Source organism: Thauera sp. 28 (genome assembly GCF_000310145.2).
In the GTDB taxonomy this organism is placed as follows: domain Bacteria; phylum Pseudomonadota; class Gammaproteobacteria; order Burkholderiales; family Rhodocyclaceae; genus Thauera; species Thauera mechernichensis.
Genome location: NZ_AMXA01000004.1, coordinates 32344 through 52659, shown reverse-complemented (window position 1 = coordinate 52659; position 20316 = coordinate 32344). Strand labels below are relative to the sequence as shown.

General features: G+C 67.3%; 20 protein-coding genes. 14 read left to right on the top strand and 6 right to left on the bottom strand.

The window, feature by feature from the left end:
- Window positions 1-117 precede the first annotated feature (117 nt).
- Entirely contained in the window at window positions 118-2931 is a 2814-nt protein-coding gene (gene prsT, locus C662_RS04920; protein ID WP_002925726.1) for an XrtA/PEP-CTERM system TPR-repeat protein PrsT, read from the bottom strand.
- Between the two features lie 189 nt (window positions 2932-3120).
- On the opposite strand from prsT, the gene C662_RS04915 reads away from it, so the two are divergent.
- Window positions 3121-4131, top strand: a complete 1011-nt coding sequence (locus C662_RS04915) for an asparaginase (RefSeq protein ID WP_002925725.1) — start codon at window positions 3121-3123, stop codon at window positions 4129-4131.
- A 20-nt stretch (window positions 4132-4151) separates the two neighbouring features.
- On the opposite strand, the gene cysB is transcribed toward C662_RS04915, so the two are convergent.
- Complete coding sequence (gene cysB / locus C662_RS04910) at window positions 4152-5093, bottom strand: HTH-type transcriptional regulator CysB (protein ID WP_002925724.1); 942 nt, start codon at window positions 5091-5093, stop codon at window positions 4152-4154.
- 127 nt (window positions 5094-5220) lie between these two features.
- Here cysB and C662_RS04905 point away from each other — a divergent pair, with 127 nt between their 5' ends.
- The 9 genes from C662_RS04905 to C662_RS04870 all read left to right on the top strand — a co-directional run bounded on the left by C662_RS04905 (window position 5221) and on the right by C662_RS04870 (window position 13601).
- Window positions 5221-6909 (top strand): nitrite/sulfite reductase, encoded by a 1689-nt coding sequence (locus C662_RS04905; RefSeq protein ID WP_002925721.1) that lies wholly within the window; start codon window positions 5221-5223, stop codon window positions 6907-6909.
- Window positions 6902-7453, top strand: a complete 552-nt coding sequence (locus C662_RS04900; RefSeq protein WP_002925719.1) for a DUF934 domain-containing protein — start codon at window positions 6902-6904, stop codon at window positions 7451-7453. Before C662_RS04905 ends, C662_RS04900 begins: the two co-directional genes overlap by 8 nt.
- Window positions 7453-8223, top strand: a complete 771-nt coding sequence (locus C662_RS04895) for a phosphoadenylyl-sulfate reductase (RefSeq protein ID WP_002925716.1) — start codon at window positions 7453-7455, stop codon at window positions 8221-8223. The genes C662_RS04900 and C662_RS04895 overlap by 1 nt, the downstream gene beginning before the upstream one ends.
- A gap of 4 nt (window positions 8224-8227) precedes the next feature.
- Complete coding sequence (locus C662_RS20425) at window positions 8228-8380, top strand: hypothetical protein (protein ID WP_002925707.1); 153 nt, start codon at window positions 8228-8230, stop codon at window positions 8378-8380.
- 7 nt (window positions 8381-8387) lie between these two features.
- The gene (gene cysD / locus C662_RS04890; RefSeq protein ID WP_002925704.1) at window positions 8388-9302 is read left to right on the top strand and encodes a sulfate adenylyltransferase subunit CysD; all 915 of its coding nucleotides are present in this window, start codon (window positions 8388-8390) and stop codon (window positions 9300-9302) included.
- Window positions 9303-9340: 38 nt separating this feature from the next.
- Window positions 9341-10621, top strand: a complete 1281-nt coding sequence (gene cysN / locus C662_RS04885) for a sulfate adenylyltransferase subunit CysN (protein ID WP_002925703.1) — start codon at window positions 9341-9343, stop codon at window positions 10619-10621.
- An 82-nt stretch (window positions 10622-10703) separates the two neighbouring features.
- Window positions 10704-11111 (top strand): RNA-binding S4 domain-containing protein, encoded by a 408-nt coding sequence (locus C662_RS04880; protein ID WP_002925701.1) that lies wholly within the window; start codon window positions 10704-10706, stop codon window positions 11109-11111.
- A gap of 172 nt (window positions 11112-11283) precedes the next feature.
- Entirely contained in the window at window positions 11284-12828 is a 1545-nt protein-coding gene (locus C662_RS04875) for an NfeD family protein (RefSeq protein ID WP_002925699.1), read from the top strand.
- Entirely contained in the window at window positions 12825-13601 is a 777-nt protein-coding gene (locus C662_RS04870) for a slipin family protein (protein ID WP_002925698.1), read from the top strand. The genes C662_RS04875 and C662_RS04870 overlap by 4 nt, the downstream gene beginning before the upstream one ends.
- 91 nt (window positions 13602-13692) lie before the next feature.
- Here C662_RS04870 and C662_RS04865 read toward each other — a convergent pair whose 3' ends face one another.
- From C662_RS04865 to C662_RS04850, 4 genes are read right to left on the bottom strand one after another with little or no spacing between them, the layout of a single operon-like run.
- Window positions 13693-14574: an AEC family transporter gene (locus C662_RS04865; RefSeq protein ID WP_002925696.1), complete on the bottom strand. Its 882-nt coding sequence runs from the start codon at window positions 14572-14574 to the stop codon at window positions 13693-13695.
- An 18-nt stretch (window positions 14575-14592) separates the two neighbouring features.
- Window positions 14593-15921: an ATP-dependent protease ATPase subunit HslU gene (gene hslU, locus C662_RS04860; RefSeq protein WP_002925694.1), complete on the bottom strand. Its 1329-nt coding sequence runs from the start codon at window positions 15919-15921 to the stop codon at window positions 14593-14595.
- A gap of 10 nt (window positions 15922-15931) precedes the next feature.
- Complete coding sequence (gene hslV, locus C662_RS04855) at window positions 15932-16468, bottom strand: ATP-dependent protease subunit HslV (protein ID WP_002925693.1); 537 nt, start codon at window positions 16466-16468, stop codon at window positions 15932-15934.
- 39 nt (window positions 16469-16507) lie between these two features.
- The gene (locus tag C662_RS04850; protein ID WP_002925690.1) at window positions 16508-17677 is read right to left on the bottom strand and encodes an STAS domain-containing protein; all 1170 of its coding nucleotides are present in this window, start codon (window positions 17675-17677) and stop codon (window positions 16508-16510) included.
- 188 nt (window positions 17678-17865) lie between these two features.
- Between C662_RS04850 and ybgC the strand changes: the two genes are divergently transcribed.
- Genes ybgC through C662_RS04830 form a run of 4 tightly spaced genes read left to right on the top strand, consistent with a single transcriptional unit; the run spans window position 17866 to window position 20295 of the window.
- Window positions 17866-18324: a tol-pal system-associated acyl-CoA thioesterase gene (gene ybgC, locus C662_RS04845; RefSeq protein WP_232433219.1), complete on the top strand. Its 459-nt coding sequence runs from the start codon at window positions 17866-17868 to the stop codon at window positions 18322-18324.
- Window positions 18321-18989, top strand: coding sequence for a protein TolQ (tolQ, locus tag C662_RS04840; RefSeq protein WP_002925687.1), 669 nt, complete (start codon window positions 18321-18323; stop codon window positions 18987-18989). Before ybgC ends, tolQ begins: the two co-directional genes overlap by 4 nt.
- Before the next feature lie 20 nt (window positions 18990-19009).
- Window positions 19010-19423 (top strand): ExbD/TolR family protein, encoded by a 414-nt coding sequence (locus C662_RS04835; protein ID WP_002925686.1) that lies wholly within the window; start codon window positions 19010-19012, stop codon window positions 19421-19423.
- Window positions 19420-20295: an energy transducer TonB gene (locus tag C662_RS04830; RefSeq protein ID WP_002925685.1), complete on the top strand. Its 876-nt coding sequence runs from the start codon at window positions 19420-19422 to the stop codon at window positions 20293-20295. The genes C662_RS04835 and C662_RS04830 overlap by 4 nt, the downstream gene beginning before the upstream one ends.
- Window positions 20296-20316: the final 21 nt, after the last annotated feature.

Here is a 20316-nt window from a genome sequence, read left to right as displayed (position 1 = left end):
TTCTACTGCTTTCACGACACTGAAGCACACTTCATGCCATAAAAAACAATTTCTTTGAAAACAATAACATGCTCAAAAACATTTGGCCTTGCCGCGAGCAAGTGTAAAAACTTCCGACTATTTTGCGCCCAGTTCGGCAAGCAGTGCCCGCGCCTCGCCGCGCCAGGAAAACTCACCCGGCATGGCAAGCGCAGCCTTCAGCTCATCCGCTGCCTCTCCCCGACGCCCCATCTTCGCCAGCACGTAGGCCAAGTGCCAGCGAATCTCGGCATTGTTCGGCGCGCGCAGGCGGGCATCGCGCAGGTAGCGCATCGATTCCTCGTAGCGCTGCAGCGAGGCCAGGACCCACCCCATGGTGTCCATCACCGCGGCGTCGCCCGGCGCAAGGCGCAGCGCCTCGCTGGCATGGGCGAGCGGATCGCCTTCGCCCAGCTCCAGCAGCACGATGGCGAGGTTGTTGCGCACGGCAGCGCTGGTACGGCCCGCCGCAACCAAGGCTTCATAGGTTTCGCGGGCCTCGCGCAGCTGGCCGCTGCGCATCAGCAGCTCGGCCAGCAGCTCGCGCGCGGCGATATCGCCCGGCGCCTGCTGCACGCGCGCGCGCACCGGGGCAAGCGCCTGCACCGGCTCACCCTGACGGACATGGACGTCCGCAAGCCGGTACAGCAATGCCGTGGATGGAGCACGCGCCATCGCCTCACGGAACAGGCGCGCCGCCTCTGCATGCTCGCCCCGCTCGCGGGCGAGATCACCAGCCAGGCGATAGCGCTCGAAATGGTTCGGGTGCGCTGCAAGCACGCGCTCAAGGTAGCCCGCTGCAAGCACGATGTTGCGCTCGGCGACCGCCGCCTCTACGGCAAGCACGAGCGCGTCGAGATCATCTGGCCGGCCTTGCAGTGCCTTGTCGGCCGAGTAGCGCGCGGCAACAGGATCGGCCGCAGCCAGTTGCATGTACCCGATGCGTACCAGGTGTGCGGTATCGAAGCCGGCAGCGCGCACCATCTCGCGCAGCACCTGCTGAGCGGCGCGGTTGTCCCCGGCGTCGATCTCGGTCTGCGCGAGCGCCGCTAGCGCGACCAGGTCGCCCGCACGCCGCGCCGCCAGTGCTCGCGCCACCTCACGCGCGCCGTCGCGGTTACCGGCCGCCGAGCGCAGTTCGATCAGGGTGAGGCCGTACTGAAGGTTGTCGCTTGCCTCGGCAAGCGCCTTCTCCGCCCAGCGCTCGGCCTCTGCCAGCCGCCCCGCCCTGCGCTCGAGCAGCACATACTCGTACATCAGCCCGGCGTCGTGGCGATGCTTGCGCAACAAGGGGTCGAGCGCGCGCCGCGCCTGATCGAATGCGCCCGCACGCACATCCAGCCGCAAGAGGCCAACCTGCGCAGGCAGGAAATCGCCTTGCGACAACAAGGCAGACTCGAAGGACTTGCGCGCCGCAACCACATCACCGCTGGCCGCCTGCATCTGCCCGAGCAGGTGCAGCGCCTCCGCCCCCTGCGCACCTGCGGCGACATGGCGACCAGCGACATCAAGCGCCCCCGCCACATCGCCACTGCGCAGGCGCAGCGTGGCCAGCCCGGAAGCGAGGCCGAAGTCAGCAGGCAGCTTGTCGAAAGCCTGTGTGAGGGCTTCCAGCGCCGCCGCACGCTCGCCGGTGCGCAACAGCCCTTGACTGAGCGAAGCCAGCGCCCCTGCACCCTGCTCGCCACCGGCGACAGCGCGCTCGAGCGCCTCCACCGCGCGCGCATTGCGCCCGAGTGCGAGATGGATACGTCCGATCAGGAACAAGGCTTGCGCATCGGCCGGACTGTCGCGCAGCACACTCTCGAGCAAGAGCTGGGCGCGCGCGTAGTCCTCGCCATCCATATGCACGGCAGCAAGCAGCTTGCGGGCGCCAGCGTTGCGCGGATAGCGCGCGACCAGCACTTCGAGGTACTTGCGCGCCTTCTCGAGCTGGCCGCTCGAGTAGTGCGCGAGGCCACCGGCCATCAGCAACTGCTCCTGGCTCGCCAGCCACTCGGCGGGCAAGGTATCGACGACACGCGCGACCTCTGTCAGCAGTGCGGCCTCGGCCTGACGATCGCCCCGTCGTCCCGCGAGCAGCGCACGCAGGAAGTTCGAGCGCGGCTCGGTGGGCACATCGACCGCCAGGCGCGCGAGATCTTCGGCCGCCGCCGCTTCATTGCCGAGGTCGATCTGGATGCCGGCACGTGCGATGCGTGCATCCACATGTTTCGGATCGAGTTCGAGCGCACTGCTGTAGTCGGCCAGCGCCTCAGCCAGGGCGCCGGTCGCGTGCGCCACCGACGCACGCATGTTGAAGGCCGCCGCGCTGCCCGGCGCAAGCGCGACCGCCGCATTGGCGAGCTCGCGCGCCTGATCGACGCGGCCAGCCGCGATCAGGACCGGCACTTCGGCGATGAGCGGCGCCGGCGACGCAGGATCGAGCGTACGCGCCTCGGCAAAGCTGCGCTGGGCCTCTGCGAACGAGCCTGTTGCCGCCAGCGCCCTGCCGCGCATGCTCAGCACCCGCACCTGGGCCTCACCGATCACGCGGTCCGCACGCACACGCTCGAGCAACTCGGCGTGGCGCCCTTGCAGCAGATAGATCTCGCCCAGCGGAACCGTGACCTCGGCCGGATCGACCCCCAGACGCAGCGCTTCGTTGAAGGCGACCTCGGCCGGCCCGAGTTCGCCCTGGATCAGGTAGGCGCGGCCGAGCAGCAACTGCGCCGCAAGCATGTTGCGGTCCTGCTGCAACGCGTTCTTGAGCTGGATCACCGCACCGGCAACATCATCCTTCTCGAAGCGCTTGAGACCATCCTCGTAATAGCGACTGGCCGCCGCCGGGTCTGCATGGGCCGGCGTCAGCGGCAGGGCGAGGGCAAGGGCGATGGCAAGACAGCGGGCGAGCGGGCGGAGAGCGGGTGTCATCTGGGACCGGGACGGATAAGTGAATCGTAACTGGCACGAGTATACGAGCGCATTGCCGGGGCAAGCGTGCACTGCGTCATCCTCAGGGGCAGGTTGCCAGGCCACATCCGAGCGACCACCGTGCGCAAACCTGCAGATGTCTGCGATCCCGTAGAATCGCGCCTGTTCCCCACTCGCGCCGAGACTGCATTGAGCACAGCCCTCAGCCCCCGCAGACCCCGTATCGTCCTGCTCGCCACCGGCGGCACGATCGCCGGCACCGCCAGTTCGGCAACCGACACCCATGGCTACACCGCCGGCCAGCTCGGCGCCGAGGCCCTGGTGGCGGCGGTGCCGCAGCTTGCACGCCTGGCCGAGCTGACCTTCGAGCAGCTGTTCAATATCGACAGCAAGGACATGACGCCGCAGCACTGGCTGGTGCTGTCGCGCCGGGTACAGATGCTCGCTGCGCTCCCGGGGGTGGACGGGATCGTGATCACCCACGGCACCGACACCCTGGAAGAGACCGCCTACTTTCTCCAGATCACGGTGAATGCGGCCAAGCCGGTGGTGATGACCGCCGCGATGCGGCCGGCGACGGCGCTGTCAGCGGACGGACCGCTCAACCTCTACCAGGCGGTCGAACTGGCCTGTCGCCCGGCCGCGGCACGCGCGGGCGTGCTGGCCGTGCTGGGCGACCGCATCCTGCCCGCGGCCAGTCTCGCCAAGCGCCACCCGACAGCGGTGGATGCTTTCAGCACGCCCGAGTCGCTCAGCGTACTGGCCAGCGACGCAGCGCTGCAGGCGCTCACGCCCAACCGCTACAGCCGCGTCGCCCTGCCCGCCGAGGTCGTCACCCTGCCGCCGGTCGAACTCCTGACCGTAGGTGCAGGGAGCTCGCCAGCGCTGGCCTCCGCCGTCGCGCGCGCGCTGGCGCGCGCCAGCCTGCTCACCGGCGGCGCCGGTCTGGTGCTGGGCCTGCCCGGCAATGCCAGCCTGCCCGAGAGCTGGAGACCGGCGCTCGATGCACTGCCCAGCGCAGTGCCCGTGGTGCTGGCCAGCCGCTGTGGCGGCGGCGTCAGCGCGCAGCGCGCCGGCACGCCCGGCAACTGGCTGAACGCAGGCGGACTCGATCCGCTCAAGGCGCGCGTCCGCCTCATCGCGGGGCTGGCGGCAGGACTGCGCGGCGCCCGCCTGCGGCGCTGGTTCGAACGCGGCTGATGCGGCGCCAGCGCCGCAGTTCATAGCCCCGGATCGGTCCCGCCGCCAGCCACGGCGGTCTCGACCATGCGTCGGGTCAGGTGCGGCGCGAAACCTTCGATGAAGGCATAGACGTACGCTCGCAGCCACGCACGCCTGCGCAGGCCAATGCGGGTGGTGCTCGACTCGAACAGATGCGAGGCGTCCGCCATGCCGAGCTTGCGATCCTCTTCGGAGTCATAGGCCATGCGCGCCAGGATGCCGACACCCAGGTCGAGCTCGACATACTTCTTGATCACATCCGAGTCGATCGCCGTGAGCACCACATTGGGCTTCAGCCCACGCCCAAGGAAGGCCTTGTTGATGTGGCTGCGGCCGGTGAAGGCGTCGTCATAGGTGATGATCGGATAGCGCGCGATGGCCTCGAGGGTGAGCGGCGACTCGCGCAGGATCGGGTGGCGCGGCGTCGCCACCACGCAGCGGTTCCACTGGTAGCAGGGCAGCATGACGAGGTCGTCGTAGTCGGCGATGGCCTCAGTGGCGATGGCGATGTCGGCCGTACCGTCGAGCACCATCTCGCACACCTGGCGCGGATTGCCCTGGTGCAGCGACAGCCTGACCTGCGGATAGCGCTGCATGAAGTCGCGCACCACCCGGGGCAGCACGTAGCGCGCCTGCGTGTGGGTGGTGGCGATCGACAGGCTACCGCTGGCCTCGTTGGCAAACTCCTCGCCCACCTGCTGAAGGTTGCCGAGGTCGTGCAGCACGCGCTCGGCAATGGCGAGCACCGCCCGCCCCGGCTCGGTGATATCGACCAGGCGCTTGCCGTGGCGCACGAAGATCTCGATACCCAGCTCGGACTCGAGCAGGCGGATCTGCTTGGACACGCCGGGCTGCGAGGTGAACAAGGCGTCGGCCGCATCGGACACGTTGAGCCCGCGCCGGGCAACTTCCTGGATATAGCGCAGCTGCTGGATGTTCATCGCGCACCTATATAACCAAATCTTCTTGAATACTAACTCAAAATGTCTTTTTCAAACTAAACGACAAAGATACGATGCAGCGCACAACGAACACGCCCCTCCGCACCCCCAGATCGAGAGTCCAGCCATGTACCAGTACGACGAATACGACCAGCGCATCGTCGATGAGCGCGTCGCCCAGTTCGCCGACCAGACCCGCCGCTACCTGGCCGGGGAGCTCAGCGAGGACGAGTTCCGCCCCCTGCGCCTGCAGAACGGTCTCTACATCCAGCGCCACGCGCCGATGCTGCGCATCGCCGTCCCCTATGGCAACCTGAACTCGACGCAGCTGCGCACCCTGGGCCATATCGCCCGCACCTACGACCGCGGCTACGGCCACATCACCACGCGCCAGAACATCCAGTTCAACTGGCCGCGCCTGGAAGACGTGCCCGAGATCCTCGATCTGCTGGCAAAAGTGCAGATGCACGCCATCCAGACCTCGGGCAACTGCATCCGCAACGTCACCTCCGACCCCTTCGCCGGTGTCGCCCCCGACGAACACGTCGACCCGCGGCCGTGGTGCGAGATCCTTCGCCAGTGGAGCACCTTCCACCCCGAATTCGCCTTCCTGCCGCGCAAGTTCAAGATCGCGGTCAACGGCGCACGTGAAGACCGCGCCGTGATCCAGGTGCACGACATCGGGCTGGACATCGTACGCAACGCCGCCGGCGAGCAGGGCTTCCGCGTGCTGGTGGGAGGCGGCCTGGGACGCACGCCGATCATCGGCGAGGAAGTCGCCGCCTTCGTGCCCTGGCAGCAGATCCTCAACTACTGCGAGGCCGTCCTGCGCGTCTACAACCTGCACGGCCGGCGCGACAACGCCTACAAGGCACGCATCAAGATCCTGGTGAAGGCGCTCGGCGTGACCGAGTTCGCACGCCAGGTCGAGGAAGAGTTCGCCCACCTCAAGGACGGCCCGTCGACGCTGACCCAGGCCGAGATCGACCGTGTCGCCAGCCGCTTCAACGACCCGGTGCTGAGCGCACTGGAGGCGGACGCCGGCTACCGCGCACAGCTCGTCGCGGACAAGGCCTTCGCCGCCTGGGCGCGGCGCAGCGTGCGCGGACACCGTGTGGCGGGCTACGCCAGCGTGGTGCTGTCGCTCAAGCCCTATGGCGTGGCACCGGGCGACCTCACCGCCGAGCAGTTCGACGCCGTTGCCGATCTCGCCGACCGCTACGCCTTCGGCGAGGTGCGCAGCACCCACGAGCAGAACATCGTGCTCGCCAGCGTGCGCGAGGCCGACCTGCATCAACTGTGGCAGGACGCCCGTGCGATCGGCCTGGCAACGCCCAACATCGGCCTGCTCACCGACATCATCGCCTGCCCGGGGGGTGACTTCTGTGCGCTCGCCAACGCCAAGTCGATCCCGATCGCCAACGCCATCCAGGACCGTTTCGACGACCTCGACCATCTGTTCGACATCGGCGAACTGGAGATCAACATTTCGGGCTGCATGAACGCCTGTGGGCACCATCACGTCGGCCACATCGGCATCCTCGGCGTGGACAAGAACGGCGCCGAGTTCTATCAGGTGACCGTCGGCGGCGAACAGGGCAACCAGGCCGCGCTCGGCAAGGTGATCGGCCCCTCCTTTGCCGCCGCCGAGATGCCCGACGTGATCAGCTCGCTGATCAACAACTACATCGACAACCGCCAGGATGACGAGCGCTTCATCGACACCGTGCGCCGCATCGGGGTGGAATCCTTCAAGACCCGTGTGTATGCCGAACGCAGCGCACGCCAGCAAGCCGGAGAAAGCGCTCATGTCTGAGATCATCAAGAGTGGCCGCGTCCAGGCCGACGAATGGACGGTACTGCGCCTGGCCGAGGGCGATGACCCCGCTGCCGTCGCCCTGCCCGCCGGTCGTGTGATCGTGCCGCTGGCGGTGTGGCTGGCGCGCCGCGACGCACTGCACGCCCAGGCCGAAGCCGGCGTGCTCGGCGTATGGCTGGCCGGCAACGAGGATCCGGCTGTCCTCGCCGGCGACCTGTCCGCACTGGCACTGATTGCGGTCGACTTCCCCAAGTTTGCCGACGGTCGCGGCTACTCCATCGCCACGCTGCTGCGCACTCGCCATGGCTATGGCGGCGAATTGCGCGCGATCGGCGACGTGCTGCGCGACCAGTTCTTCTTCCTGCTGCGCTGCGGCTTCTCGGTGCTGCAGCCGCGCGAAGGCAAGTACAGCGCCGCCCAGCTCGAGGCAGCGCTCGCCAGCCTGCGCGACTTCTCCGAGCCCTACCAGGGCGCGGTCGATCGCCCGGAACCGCTGTTCCGCCGCCAGCCGCGCACCCCTTTGCACAAGGAAGCCGCCTGATGAACGCCAGCGTGTCCCTGTTGCGCCCGGCCGCCGCCAACCCGGCGACCCGCCCCGAGCTCACCGACGCGCTGCGCGCCACCGTAGGCGCCAAGGCCGCAGCAGCACAGGCCTTTCTGCGCGAGGCGGTGGCCGAGTTCGGTGCCGGCGGCGAGCTCGCCTTCGCCAACAGCTTCGGCGCCGAGGACATGGTGCTGACCGACCTGATTCTGGCGAACGCGCTGCCGATCGAGATCTTCTCGCTCGACACCGGCCGCCTGCCCGCCGAGACCTACACCCTGATCGGCGAGGTCGAGCAGCGCTATGGCACCAAGCTCAAGATCTATTTCCCGGACGCGAGCGCAGTCGAGACCTTCGTGCGCAGCCAGGGCATCAACGCCTTCTACGACTCGGTCGAGCTGCGCAAGGCCTGCTGCGGCGTGCGCAAGATGGAACCGCTGCGCCGCGCGCTCGCCGGCAAGAAGGCCTGGATCACCGGCCTGCGCGCCGCCCAGTCGGTGACCCGCACGGGCCTGCCGGTGCGCGAGTTCGACAGCGCCAACGGCCTGGACAAGCTCAACCCGCTGTCGGACTGGAGCGAGACGGAAGTCTGGGCCTACATTCGCCTTCACGAGGTGCCCTACAACGCGCTGCACGACCAGTTCTACCCCAGCATCGGCTGTGCGCCCTGCACGCGCGCCGTCGCCGTGGGCGAGGACGTGCGCGCCGGGCGCTGGTGGTGGGAAGACCCCGCCTCCAAGGAGTGCGGCCTCCACGTCAAGAAGGGCTGAAGCGATGAACGGCAAGCACCCCGCCCAGGCCCCGCACGCGCCGGTCGTCGGCGCCGGTCGCCGCAGCCTGCAACACCGCCTCGGCGCCCTGCGCGCCGGCCTCAAGGCCGCCCTGCGCGCCTTGCGCTCGCACCCGATCAAGCATCCGCAACGGTAACCAAATCATGTCGACGCTCACCAAACAGACGCTGTCCCACCTCGACTGGCTCGAGGCCGAAGCCATCCACATCCTGCGCGAGGTCGCAGGCCAGTGCGCCAACCCGGTGCTGCTGTTCTCCGGCGGCAAGGACTCCATCTGCCTGCTGCGCCTGGCCGAGAAGGCGTTCCGCCCCGGCCGCTTCCCCTTCCCGCTGATGCACATCGATACCGGCCACAACTACAAGGAAGTGACCGACTTCCGCGACAAGCGCGCCGCCGAGCTGGGCGAACGCCTGATCGTGCGCTCGGTCGAGGACTCGATGGCGCGTGGCACGGTGGTGCTCAAGCACCCGGGCGAGTCGCGCAACAAGCACCAGTCGGTGACGCTGCTCGAGGCGATCGAGGAATTCGGCTTCGACGCCTGCATCGGCGGCGCCCGCCGCGACGAGGAGAAGGCGCGCGCCAAGGAGCGCATCATGAGCTTCCGCGACGAGTTCGGTCAGTGGGACCCGAAGAACCAGCGCCCCGAGCTGTGGAACCTCTACAACGCACGTTCGCACAAGGGCGAGAACATCCGGGCGTTTCCGATCAGCAACTGGACCGAGCTCGACGTGTGGCAGTACATCCAGCGCGAGCAGCTCGAGCTGCCGTCGATCTACTTCGCCCACACCCGCCCGGTGGTGCGCAAGAACGGCCTGCTGCAGCCGGTGACCGAGCTGACGCCGGCCAGGGACGGCGACGTGGTCGAGGACGTGCTGGTGCGCTTCCGCACCGTCGGCGACATCACCTGCACGGCGCCGGTGGAGTCCGACGCCGACACGGTCGAGAAGATCCTCGCCGAGACGGCAACGACGACGATCACCGAGCGCGGCGCGACGCGGATGGACGACCAGACCTCGGAAGCGTCGATGGAGCAGCGCAAGAAAGAAGGCTACTTCTGACCCGCGCCCGAACACAGAGAATTGAAGGAATCATGACCATGTCCGCCCTTGAACACCTGCCCGAGATCGACAACGGCCTGCTGCGCTTCCTCACCTGCGGCAGCGTCGACGACGGCAAGAGCACCCTGATCGGTCGTCTGCTGTTCGACACCAAGACCATCCTCGCCGACACGCTGAACGCCATCGAGAAGACCTCGGCCAAGCGTGGCATGAGCGCGGTCGACCTGTCCCTGCTCACCGACGGGCTGCAGGCCGAGCGCGAGCAAGGCATCACCATCGACGTCGCCTATCGCTACTTCTCGACCGGCCGGCGCAAGTACATCATCGCCGACGCCCCCGGCCACGAGCAGTACACCCGCAACATGGTCACCGCGGCCTCCACCGCCAACCTCGCCATCATCCTCATCGATGCCCGCAAGGGTGTGCTCACCCAGACCCGCCGCCACTCCTACCTCGCCAGCCTGGTCGGCATCCCCCACCTGGTGGTCGCGGTCAACAAGATGGACCTGGTCGACTACGACCAGGCCGTGTTCGAGCGCATCAAGGCCGAATACCTCGCCTTCGCCGCCAAGCTCGGCATCAAGGACCTGCGCTTCATCCCGATCTCGGCACTCGAGGGCGACATGATCGTCGACCGTGGCGAGCGCCTGTCCTGGTACGACGGCCCGACCCTGCTCGACGTCCTCGAGAACGCCCCCGCAGCCCACACCGAGCAGGCCGAGGACTTCCGCTTCCCGGTACAGTTCGTGTGCCGCCCGCAGGATTCCGCCAACCCCGAGCTGCACGACTACCGCGGCTTCATGGGCCGGGTGGAGTCGGGCGAGATCGCCGTCGGCGATGCGGTGACGGTACTGCCCTCGGGCGCCAGCAGCCGGGTGAAGGCGATCGAACTCGGCGGCGAGCGCCTGCCGCGCGCGATCCACGAGCAGTCGGTGACCTTGCTGCTGGAGGACGAGATCGACATCTCGCGCGGCGACCTCATCGTCAAGTCCGCCGAGGCGCCGGAGCCGGTCAAGCAGATCGACGCCACCGTGTGCTGGCTGGCGGAGACGCCGCTGTCACCCGCGCGCACCTACCTGCTGCGCCACACCACGCGCGAGGTGAAGGCCAAGGTCGCCCGGATCGACTACCGGCTGGATGTGAATACCCTGGCGCAGGAGGAGACCGCAGGCCTGGCCATGAACGACATCGCCCGCGTCAGCCTCAAGCTCGCGCAGCCGATCGTCGCCGACCGCTACGCCGACAACCGCGCAACCGGTGCCTTCATCATCATCGACGAAAGCACCAACAACACCGTGGGCGCGGGGATGATCGGCTGAGCGGATTGCCGGCCGACCCGCTTTGCGCACACTCGCGGCGCTGCCGATAATGTCGGCAGCGCCGTTTCCTTTTTGTCCGCCCATGCCCCAGACCACCACCAACCCTGTCGAAACCGCCCGTACCCGCCTCGACAAGTGGCTGTGGGCCGCTCGCTTCTTCAAGCATCGTACCGGTGCGACCGAGGCCGTCGAGGGCGGCAAGGTCAAGCTCAACGGCATCGCGGTGAAGCCCGCGCGTGACGTGAAGGCTGGCGACCGGCTCGACATCACCATCGGCGAGGACATCCGCACGGTCATCGTGCGGGCGATCGCGGACAAACGCGGCTCGGCCACCGTTGCGCAGACGCTCTACGAAGAGACGGCCGAGAGCGTCGCCGCCCGCGAGCGCGCCCGCGCGCTGCGCACGGTCGCAGCGGCCCCCGGAGCCGACCTGCATGGCCGCCCCACCAAGCGCGACCGCCGGCGCATGGACCGTTTCGGCGCGCGCTGAAGCCTGCGGCAGCCTGCCCTGCCGGCTGACCACGAACGAGGCCGGCGTCGCCACCCGCTGCAAATGCTCCGTGCAAGGACGTTGATCGAGCGAACTTGTTCGGACCATCTACACTCGGACTGACACGGCCCACCGCACAAGCGCGCGGCACTGGACGACGGAGGACACGAGGATGGGTGCAAGTGCACGCGGACATGCGCGCAGGCTGTTCGGACTTATGCTGGTCGTCCTTGCCTTGGCAATGACACTGGCAGGCACGCTGACCGCCCAGCAGGGCGGCGCTGCGCTGGTACTGCGTGTCGATGGCGCGATCGGCCCGGCGAGCGCGGACTACATCCACAAGGGCCTGGCGCGTGCGGCCGCGACCGGCGCGCAGCTGGTGGTGATCGAGCTCGATACGCCGGGCGGGCTCGACAGCTCGATGCGCACGATCATCAAGGACATCCTCGCCTCACCGGTACCGGTGGCGACCTTCGTAGCCCCCGAGGGCGCACGCGCAGCAAGCGCGGGCACCTACATCCTTTACGCCAGCCACATCGCGGCAATGGCGCCTGCCACCAACCTGGGGGCAGCCACGCCGGTGGCGATCGGCGTGGGCGGCCCTCAACCAGGCAGGACCGCGCCGCGCGAGGACTCGCCTGCGGCGGGAGCAGAAGCCGAGGAGCGTGCGCAGCGGGCCCCAGCCTCCGGCAAGGAAGCGGGCACGGCGGGTGATGACCGGGACGCCGACGCCCCCACCCCAGCCCCGCCCGCGGCATCCACACGCCCGCAGGCCACCACGCCCACCGACGCCATGGCAGCCAAGTCGATGTCCGACGCCACCGCCTACATCCGCAGCTTGGCACAGCTACGCGGGCGTGATGTGGATTTCGCCGAACGCGCGGTACGCGAGGCGGCCAGCCTGTCGGCGGAGGAAGCGCTCGCCCAGGGTGTGATCGACCTCATCGCCTTCGACACCACCGATCTGCTCAAGCAGCTCGACGGCCGCGAGGTCGCCGTTCTCGACGGCACACGCACGCTGGCCACCGCCAGCATCGCGCTCGAACGCCTGGAGCCCGACTGGCGCAACCGGGTGCTGGCTGCGCTCGCCAACCCGCAGGTGGCGCTGATCCTGATGATGATCGGCATGTACGGACTGTTCTTCGAATTCACCTCACCCGGCTTCGGCGTACCCGGCGTGGCGGGCGCGATCTCGCTTCTGATCGCCCTCTACGCCTTCCAGCTCCTGCCGGTGAACTGGGCCGGCGTGTTGCTGCTGGCGGTGGGCGCGGCCTTGATGCTGGCCGAGGCTTTCCTGCCCAGCTTCGGCGTCCTCGGCGTCGGCGGCATCATCGCTTTCGTGGTCGGCGGCGTGTTCCTGATGGATGCGGACGTGCCCGGCTTCGGCCTGCCCCTCGCGCTCGTGATCGGCATGGCACTGGCGAGCGCAGCCATCATCATCGCCATTGGTACCTTTGCCGCACGCAGCCACCGCCGCCCGGTGGTGAGTGGCAGCGAGGAAATGCTCGGCGCACTGGGCACCGTCGGCGCCGCGGCCGAAGGTGGCGGCTGGTGGATCCATGTGCACGGCGAGACGTGGCGGGCCCGCTGCGCGCAGCCACTTGCCTCCGGCAGCCACGTCCGCGTCGTGGCGATGGACGGGCTCATCCTCGACGTCACCCCCGCCTCCGCCCAATCCGATCCGTTCCAACCCCAACCAGGGAGCCTCCCGCCATGATCGACCTTCAACTCGGGCTCGGCCCGCTGATCCTGCTGCTGCTCTTCCTCGTCATTGCCGCGCTCAAGGTGCTGCGCGAGTACGAGCGTGGCGTCATTTTCATGCTCGGCCGCTTCTGGCGGGTCAAGGGCCCGGGCCTGGTGATCGTGATTCCTGGCCTGCAGCAGATGGTCAAGGTGGATCTGCGCGTGGTGACGATGGACGTACCCTCGCAGGACGTCATCTCGCGTGACAACGTCTCGGTCAAGGTGAATGCGGTGGTGTATTTCCGCGTGGTTGACCCACAGAAGGCCATCATCCAGGTCGAGGACTACTTCAACGCAACCAGCCAGCTCGCCCAGACCACGTTACGCGCCGTACTCGGCAAGCACGAGCTCGACGAGATGCTGTCGGAGCGCGAGAAGCTCAACACCGATGTACAGCAGATCCTGGACGCCCAGACCGATGCATGGGGCATCAAGGTGGCCAACGTCGAGATCAAGCATGTGGATCTCAACGAGACCATGGTGCGCGCCATCGCCCGCCAGGCCGAGGCCGAGCGCGAGCGGCGCGCCAAGGTGATCCACGCCGAGGGTGAAAAGCAGGCCGCGGAAACGCTGCTCGAGGCTGCGCAGATGCTGTCCCGCGACCCCGCCGCAATGCAGCTGCGCTACCTGCAGACGCTGACCCAGGTGGCAGGCGACAAGAGCTCGACGCTGGTGTTTCCGGTGCCGGTGGACCTGCTGGGCAAGCTGATGGGTGCGCCAGGCTCAGCAAGACCGCCCCAGAGCTGAGCAAGCTCAGCCGCGAGGGGTTGAGGGCGAGTACGCCCTTGCACCGGAGGCACTCAAAGAGCCGCCACCATGGATTTTGCAGGCCCGGAGCTCAGGCCCAATCCAGCACCAACGCAAGCGCGAGTGGCAGGAATACCACCGCGGCCACGTTGCCGATCAGCACCATCGAGGCGACCTTGTCCGGCTCCTGGTTGTAGCGCTCGGCAAACATGAAGTTGAGCACCGCTGGCGGCAATGCACCGAACACCAGCACCAGCGCCGCCTCACGAGGCGGCAGTTCGATGAGTTGCAGCACCATCCACGACAGCGCGAGCCCGACCAGAGGCCGCGCCACGGCACCGAACACGCCCACCCCGATCGCGCCGATGCGTGCGTTGGCAAGCCGCACTCCAAGGCCAAAGAGCATGAGCGGGATTGCGATCTCGCCCAGCATCCGGATCGCGGTCAGCAATGGCGGCCAGACCTCGAAATGCGTCAGGCTGACACCAAGGCCGAGTGCAGTGGCAAGCACGGACGGCACACGCCACACCGTCAGCACGCTCACGCGGTGATCCAGCAACCAGGCACCGAAGGAGAAGTGAAGCAGGTTCGACACCATGAACATCACCACCATCGGCGCCAGCGCCAGCTCCCCGAACGCGAGCACGGCCAGCGGCAGGCCAAGGTTGCCGCAGTTGTTGAACATCATCGGCGGCACCAGCGTCTTGGGCTGCATGCCGGTGACGCGCGCCAGCACCCAAGCCGCCACCCCCGAGCCCACCACCATCACGATCGAGGCGGCGATGAGCGGCAGGAAGGCGCTGATGTCGAAGGCCTTGTTGGCCAGCGCGGCGAACACCAGCGCGGGCACGAACACGTCCATGTTGAGCTTGTTGGCCTGCGACAGGTCGGGCTTGACACGGCGACCGACGAAGTAGCCAAGCGCCGTGATCGAGAACAGCGGAAAGAGGATTTCGACGATGCGGATCAGCATGCTGGGCGCGGACGCGGATCAGAGCACGTAGCGCGCCAGATCCTCGCGCTGTGCGAGCATGTCGAGGCGGCCGTCAACATACGGCGCATCGACGACGACCGCATCGAGCGTACCCTTGCCGGCCTCGAACGAGACCTCCTCGAGCAGCTTCTCCATCACGGTGTACAAACGTCGGGCGCCGATGTTCTCGGTCTTCTCATTGACCTGATAGGCGATCTCGGCGAGGCGGCGGATGCCATCGGCGGTGAAGCTGAGCGTCACGCCATCGGTGGCCAGCAGCGCTTCGTACTGGCGGGTGAGGCAGGCGTCGGTGCTGGTGAGGATGCGCTCGAAGTCCTCCACCGACAGCGACTCGAGCTCGACGCGGATCGGGAAGCGGCCCTGCAGTTCGGGGATGAGGTCGCTGGGCTTGGACAGGTGGAACGCACCGCTGGCGATGAACAGGACATGATCGGTCTTGATCATGCCGTACTTGGTCGAGATCGTCGTCCCCTCCACCAACGGCAGCAGGTCGCGCTGCACGCCCTGGCGGGACACGTCGGCGCCATGCGCATCCGTACGCGCCGCGATCTTGTCGACCTCGTCGAGGAAGACGATGCCGTTCTGCTCGACAGCGCGCACGGCCTCGAGCTTGACCTCCTCGTCATTGACCATGCGCGCGGCCTCCTCGTCGGCGAGCAGCTTCAGCGCCTCGCGGATCTTGAGCTTGCGCTGCTTCTTCTTGCCACCGCCCAGGTTCTGGAACATGCCCTGGATCTGCTGGGTAAGCTCCTCCATGCCAGGGGGGGCGAAGATCTCGGCCTGCATCGAGGGCGCGGCAACCTCGATCTCGATCTCCTTGTCGTCGAGTTCTCCCTCGCGCAGCTTCTTGCGGAATTTCTGCCGGGTGGCGGAGTCCTGCGGCTCGGCCTCGGCCAGGCCCACCGGGCGTGCCGGCGGCAGCAGGGCATCGAGCACGCGATCCTCGGCGGCATCGAGGGCGCGGTCGCGCACACGCTTCATCGCGCGCTCGCGGCCATCCTTGATGGCAATCTCCATGAGGTCGCGGATGATGGTGTCGACATCGCGCCCGACATAGCCCACCTCGGTGAACTTGGTCGCCTCGATCTTGATGAAGGGCGCATTGGCCAGGCGCGCCAGGCGGCGGGCGATCTCGGTCTTGCCGACCCCCGTGGGGCCGATCATGAGGATGTTCTTGGGCGTGATCTCGCTGCGCAGCGGCTCATCGACCTGCGCGCGCCGCCAGCGGTTGCGCAGCGCGATCGCGACCGCCTTCTTGGCCTTGTCCTGGCCGACGATATGCTTGTCGAGTTCGGAGACGATCTCCGGCGGGGTCATCTGGGTCATGCGTTCGCTCTCAATCCAGCACTTCGATGGTGTGGTGGTGATTGGTGTAGATGCACAGGTCGCCGGCAATCGACAGCGCCTTGGAGACGACCTCCTTCGGGTCGAGCTCGGTGTTCTCGATCAGGGCCCGCGCCGCCGACTGCGCATAGGCGCCGCCGCTGCCGATGGCGACGATGCCCTGCTCGGGCTCGAGCACGTCGCCGTTGCCGGTGATGACCAGCGAATGATCGCGATCGGCCACTGCCAGCATGGCCTCCAGACGGCGCAGCATGCGGTCCGTACGCCAGTCCTTGGCGAGCTCGACCGCGCTGCGCAGCAGGTTGCCCTGGTGCTTGTCGAGCTTGGCCTCGAAGCGTTCGAACAGGGTGAAGGCATCGGCCGTGCCGCCTGCAAAACCGGCGAGGATCTGGCCGTTGTAAAGCGTACGCACCTTGCGCGCCGAGGCCTTGATGACGATGTTGCCCAGGGTGACCTGGCCGTCCCCGCCGAGGGCGACGCGATTGCCGCGCCGCACCGACAGGATGGTAGTGCCGCGATATTGTTCCATGACGATTCCTCGCCGGCGCAGTGCCGGCGTTTCAAGTAATCACTGACGCAGGGTGACGTGCGCAACCTGATCCACGCTCATGACGCGCAGCAGCGCGCCGACCATGGCGTTGACGTCGAACAGGCTGACGAGTGTACCCTGAGCCTGCAGGTTGGCGAGAATGTTGAACAGTGTCCCGGCGCAGACGAAGTCGATTCGACGCAGGCGCGCGCAATCGACCTTGAGCACCCGGCGCTCGGTCGCAAACGCTGCCAGCCGCTTGATCGCATCATTGGCCGCGCCGCTCAACTCCCCTTCGAGCACCAGCACATCCGGATCGGTGACCGACGCCGGCGCCGAGGCCGCCTGGGGCAATACGGCACGCGGCTCTGCGCCGCGGCACTCCCAGGACGGCGGCGACTCCTCGAAGGTCACGGCGTAGTCGACGGCGATGTCCTCGAAGCGTGCCTGGTCCCCGGCGTACTGCAGCAACTCGAGCATCATCAGCCAGGTATCGCGCTCCTCGGCCTTGCCCGGCGCCAGACGCCCCCCCAGGATGTCTGCCAGCGCAGCCACATTGAGCAGGGTGACCTTGACCCGATCTGCGGCCAGTTCGGCGAGCAGGCGCCGCCACACGCCACAGCCCGCGTCATCCACACCGCGGACGCGGCCGACGTCGATACGCACGGCGCCCGCCCTGCGCGCGATCGCCGCCACCTGCTCGAACTGCTTGCCGGCCTGGGCGCCAAGCTGGCCCGTGAGATTGACCAGAGGCGGCAGAGGCTGCCCGGGACGCACCAGCCGACCCGACAGGTCAAGCCAGGCAGGCGGCGAGCGCTCGAAGCGGGTCGCGTAGTCGAGCACACTCGACTCGAAGCGCTGTTTGTGCCCCCCCAGGCGATAGAGATCGAGCAGCATCAGCCAGATGCCCTCGCCGACATTGGCGCGCTCATCGCCCACGGTGGCCTCGAGCAAAGCCAGCGCTTCGGCATCGCTGCCATTGGCGTAGAGCACCGCTGCCTCCTCGTAGGCGGCACCAATTCCCGCCCCCACTTCCTGCACTTCGACCAGGCCTGCGGCGCGCCCGAGCGCGCGACCGTGATCTGTTGCCGAAAAATCCAGGCCGGACAGCTCCGTCGGCGGCGGCAACTCGACCGCAGCCGGCGCCCGCTCGACCTCTGGCACAGGAGTCACGGACGGCACTTTCTTGCCGAAGAAGGAGAGAGCCACGTGCGGATTTCCTGCATTTCCGGAGCGCCCGCTCCACGCCCGAAAGGGTGCAAACGACGCGTCACCGGCAAAAACAATATTTAGGTAAAAAAGCTTTTCAAACAACTATTAAGCAGCACCTGCGGCGACAATCGCCAACATTTGCAACAGGCGCGCACCGTACGCTCGGGCTCGGCTAGAATGCTGCAATGCAACCGAATATCACTTGCAGCCCCGGCAGCCCAAGCGCGCCAGCCCGGGCACAGGCAAGCCATGTCCTACCCATCAGAGTCTATTACGAAGACACCGACGCCGGGGGCGTCGTGTACTACGCAAACTATCTCAAATTCTGCGAGCGCGGCCGCACGGAGTGGCTGCGCGCGCTCGGCGTCGGGCAACAGGCCTTGCTCGAAGAGAGCGGCATTGCCTTCATGGTGCGCTCGCTGCAGGCCGACTACCGCGGCTCGGCCAGGCTCGACGACACGCTGCAGATCGTCAGCCGCATCGGCACACTGCGCCGTGCCAGCATCCAGTTCGAGCAACAAGCGCTGCGCGACGGTGAACTTCTGTTCTCGAGCAGTGTCATCGTCGCCTGCGTAGACGTAAACCGCCACAAACCCACCGCCATCCCGGCTCCCCTGTACGCTCTCCTCGAAAGCCAAGCATGACCGTCACCCAAGACCTTTCCATCATCAGCCTCATCGCCGAGGCCAGCATCCTGGTGCAGCTCGTCATGGCGCTGCTCGCCGGCCTGTCGGTCATGTCGTGGTACTGGATCTTCCGCAAGCGCTTCCAGATTCGCCAGGCACGCATCGCCACCGACAACTTCGAGCGCGACTTCTGGAGCGGCGGCGACCTCAACAAGCTCTACGACTCGGCAAGCCGCGGCCAGGCCGAAGGCATGGAGCGCATCTTCGAGGCCGGATACCGCGAGTTTACCAAGCTGCGCGCCAAGGGCCACGACCACGGCGCCACCCTCGACGGCGCTCGCCGTGCAATGCGCGCGACCTACCAGCGCGAGGTGGACGACCTCGAAGCTCACCTTGCCTTCCTCGCCTCGGTGGGCTCGGTTTCGCCCTACATCGGCCTGCTCGGTACGGTCTGGGGGATCATGAACTCCTTCCGCGGCCTGGCCAGCGTCGGCTCGGCCACGCTCGCGCAGGTGGCGCCCGGCATCGCTGAGGCTCTGGTCGCCACCGCGATCGGCCTGTTCGCCGCGATCCCGGCGGTCGTCGCCTACAACCGCTTCGCGCACGACATCGACCGCCTCGGCATCCGCTTCGAGAGCTTCATGGAAGAGTTCTCCAACATCCTGCAGCGCAACCTGCGCTGAACGGACCGGAGCAACCTGCCATGCGCCAACGCCGCCTGATGAACCAGATCAACGTCGTGCCCTACATCGACGTGATGCTGGTCCTTCTGGTGATCTTCATGGTCACCGCCCCCATGGTCCAGACCGGAAACATCAACGTACCCTCGGCAGGCCCTGCAGAGGCGCCGGTTACCGAAGCCATAGTGATACAGGTCGATGACAAGGGTGCCTACTCGATCATCCGCCGAACTGGCGCTCAACCCGAATCCATTTCTAAAGAGCGACTGTCGACGATGCTGAAGGACTTCGTAACGGAGAACCCGGAGCAACCCTTCCTGCTTGCGGCCCACCGCGATCTGAATTACCAGCAAGTAATCGACGTGCTCGAAACTGCTAGGAAACAAGGCGTGCGGAAGATCAGCCTGCAGACCCAGTCGAGCACCAGCGGCCGATGAACGAACGCGTCGTCCGTACTCGCGAGCTCCCGGGCAAGTGGGCATCGCTGGCCCTGACGGTGGCCGTCCACCTCGGGCTGGCGCTGTTCCTGTTCTTCGGCGTGCGCTGGCAAAGCAGCCCGCCGGCCGCGCTTGAAGTTCAACTCGCCGCCGCTCCTGCGCCGGCTCCCCAGCCCCGGCCTGCGCCGCCGAAGCCTGAGCCTCCCAAGCCTCAGCCGGCTCCCGAGCCGCCCAAACCTCAGCCGGCTCCTGAGCCGCCCAAGCCGCAACCGGCCCCCAAGCCGGAGATCACCACCAAGGCGCCGGAGAAGAAGCCCGAGCCCCCCAAGCCGGAACCCAAGCCCGCGCCGAAGCCCGAGCCAAAACCGGAACCCAAACCTGAACCGCCAAAGCCGCAACCGAAGCCCGAGCCCCCGAAACCCGCCCCCAAGCCCGAGCCGAAGCCTCAGCCAAAACCGAAACCCAAGCCGGAGCCCAAGCCGGTGCAGGATGACTACATGGCCCAGCGCCTGGCGCAAGAAACCCGGCGTGCTGAGCAGGCGCAGCTGGACAACCTGTTGCGCCAGGAAGGCGCACGCGCGGCGGCAGCAGGCGATGTGGATCGCTACCGCGCAGCCATCGCGGCCAAGGTGCGCGGCAACCTCCTGCGTCCGCCCGGCCTGATCGGAAACCCCGAGGCGGTATTCGAGGTCGACCAACTGCCCAGCGGCGAGGTGCTGAACGTGCGCCTGAAGCGCTCGTCCGGCGTACCCGCGCTCGACGACGCCATCGAGCGCGCAATCCGGCGCTCGAGCCCCTTGCCTCTGCCCGACAACCGCAGCCTGTTCCAACGCTCGCTCGAACTGAAATTCCGCCCGCTGGCCGACGATTGAGCCCGCCTTGTCTATAATCCG

Coding starts and splice junctions, on each gene's coding strand:
- cysN (WP_002925703.1), top strand. CDS start 9,341: ATGTCCGCCCTTGAACACCTGCCCGAGATCGACAACGGCCTGCTGCGC.
- cysD (WP_002925704.1), top strand. CDS start 8,388: ATGTCGACGCTCACCAAACAGACGCTGTCCCACCTCGACTGGCTCGAG.
- cysB (WP_002925724.1), bottom strand. CDS start 5,093: ATGAACATCCAGCAGCTGCGCTATATCCAGGAAGTTGCCCGGCGCGGG.
- hslU (WP_002925694.1), bottom strand. CDS start 15,921: ATGACCCAGATGACCCCGCCGGAGATCGTCTCCGAACTCGACAAGCAT.
- C662_RS04835 (WP_002925686.1), top strand. CDS start 19,010: ATGCGCCAACGCCGCCTGATGAACCAGATCAACGTCGTGCCCTACATC.
- C662_RS20425 (WP_002925707.1), top strand. CDS start 8,228: ATGAACGGCAAGCACCCCGCCCAGGCCCCGCACGCGCCGGTCGTCGGC.
- ybgC (WP_232433219.1), top strand. CDS start 17,866: ATGCAACCGAATATCACTTGCAGCCCCGGCAGCCCAAGCGCGCCAGCC.
- prsT (WP_002925726.1), bottom strand. CDS start 2,931: ATGACACCCGCTCTCCGCCCGCTCGCCCGCTGTCTTGCCATCGCCCTT.
- C662_RS04905 (WP_002925721.1), top strand. CDS start 5,221: ATGTACCAGTACGACGAATACGACCAGCGCATCGTCGATGAGCGCGTC.
- C662_RS04895 (WP_002925716.1), top strand. CDS start 7,453: ATGAACGCCAGCGTGTCCCTGTTGCGCCCGGCCGCCGCCAACCCGGCG.
- C662_RS04865 (WP_002925696.1), bottom strand. CDS start 14,574: ATGCTGATCCGCATCGTCGAAATCCTCTTTCCGCTGTTCTCGATCACG.
- C662_RS04900 (WP_002925719.1), top strand. CDS start 6,902: ATGTCTGAGATCATCAAGAGTGGCCGCGTCCAGGCCGACGAATGGACG.
- C662_RS04875 (WP_002925699.1), top strand. CDS start 11,284: ATGGGTGCAAGTGCACGCGGACATGCGCGCAGGCTGTTCGGACTTATG.
- hslV (WP_002925693.1), bottom strand. CDS start 16,468: ATGGAACAATATCGCGGCACTACCATCCTGTCGGTGCGGCGCGGCAAT.
- C662_RS04830 (WP_002925685.1), top strand. CDS start 19,420: ATGAACGAACGCGTCGTCCGTACTCGCGAGCTCCCGGGCAAGTGGGCA.
- C662_RS04870 (WP_002925698.1), top strand. CDS start 12,825: ATGATCGACCTTCAACTCGGGCTCGGCCCGCTGATCCTGCTGCTGCTC.
- C662_RS04880 (WP_002925701.1), top strand. CDS start 10,704: ATGCCCCAGACCACCACCAACCCTGTCGAAACCGCCCGTACCCGCCTC.
- tolQ (WP_002925687.1), top strand. CDS start 18,321: ATGACCGTCACCCAAGACCTTTCCATCATCAGCCTCATCGCCGAGGCC.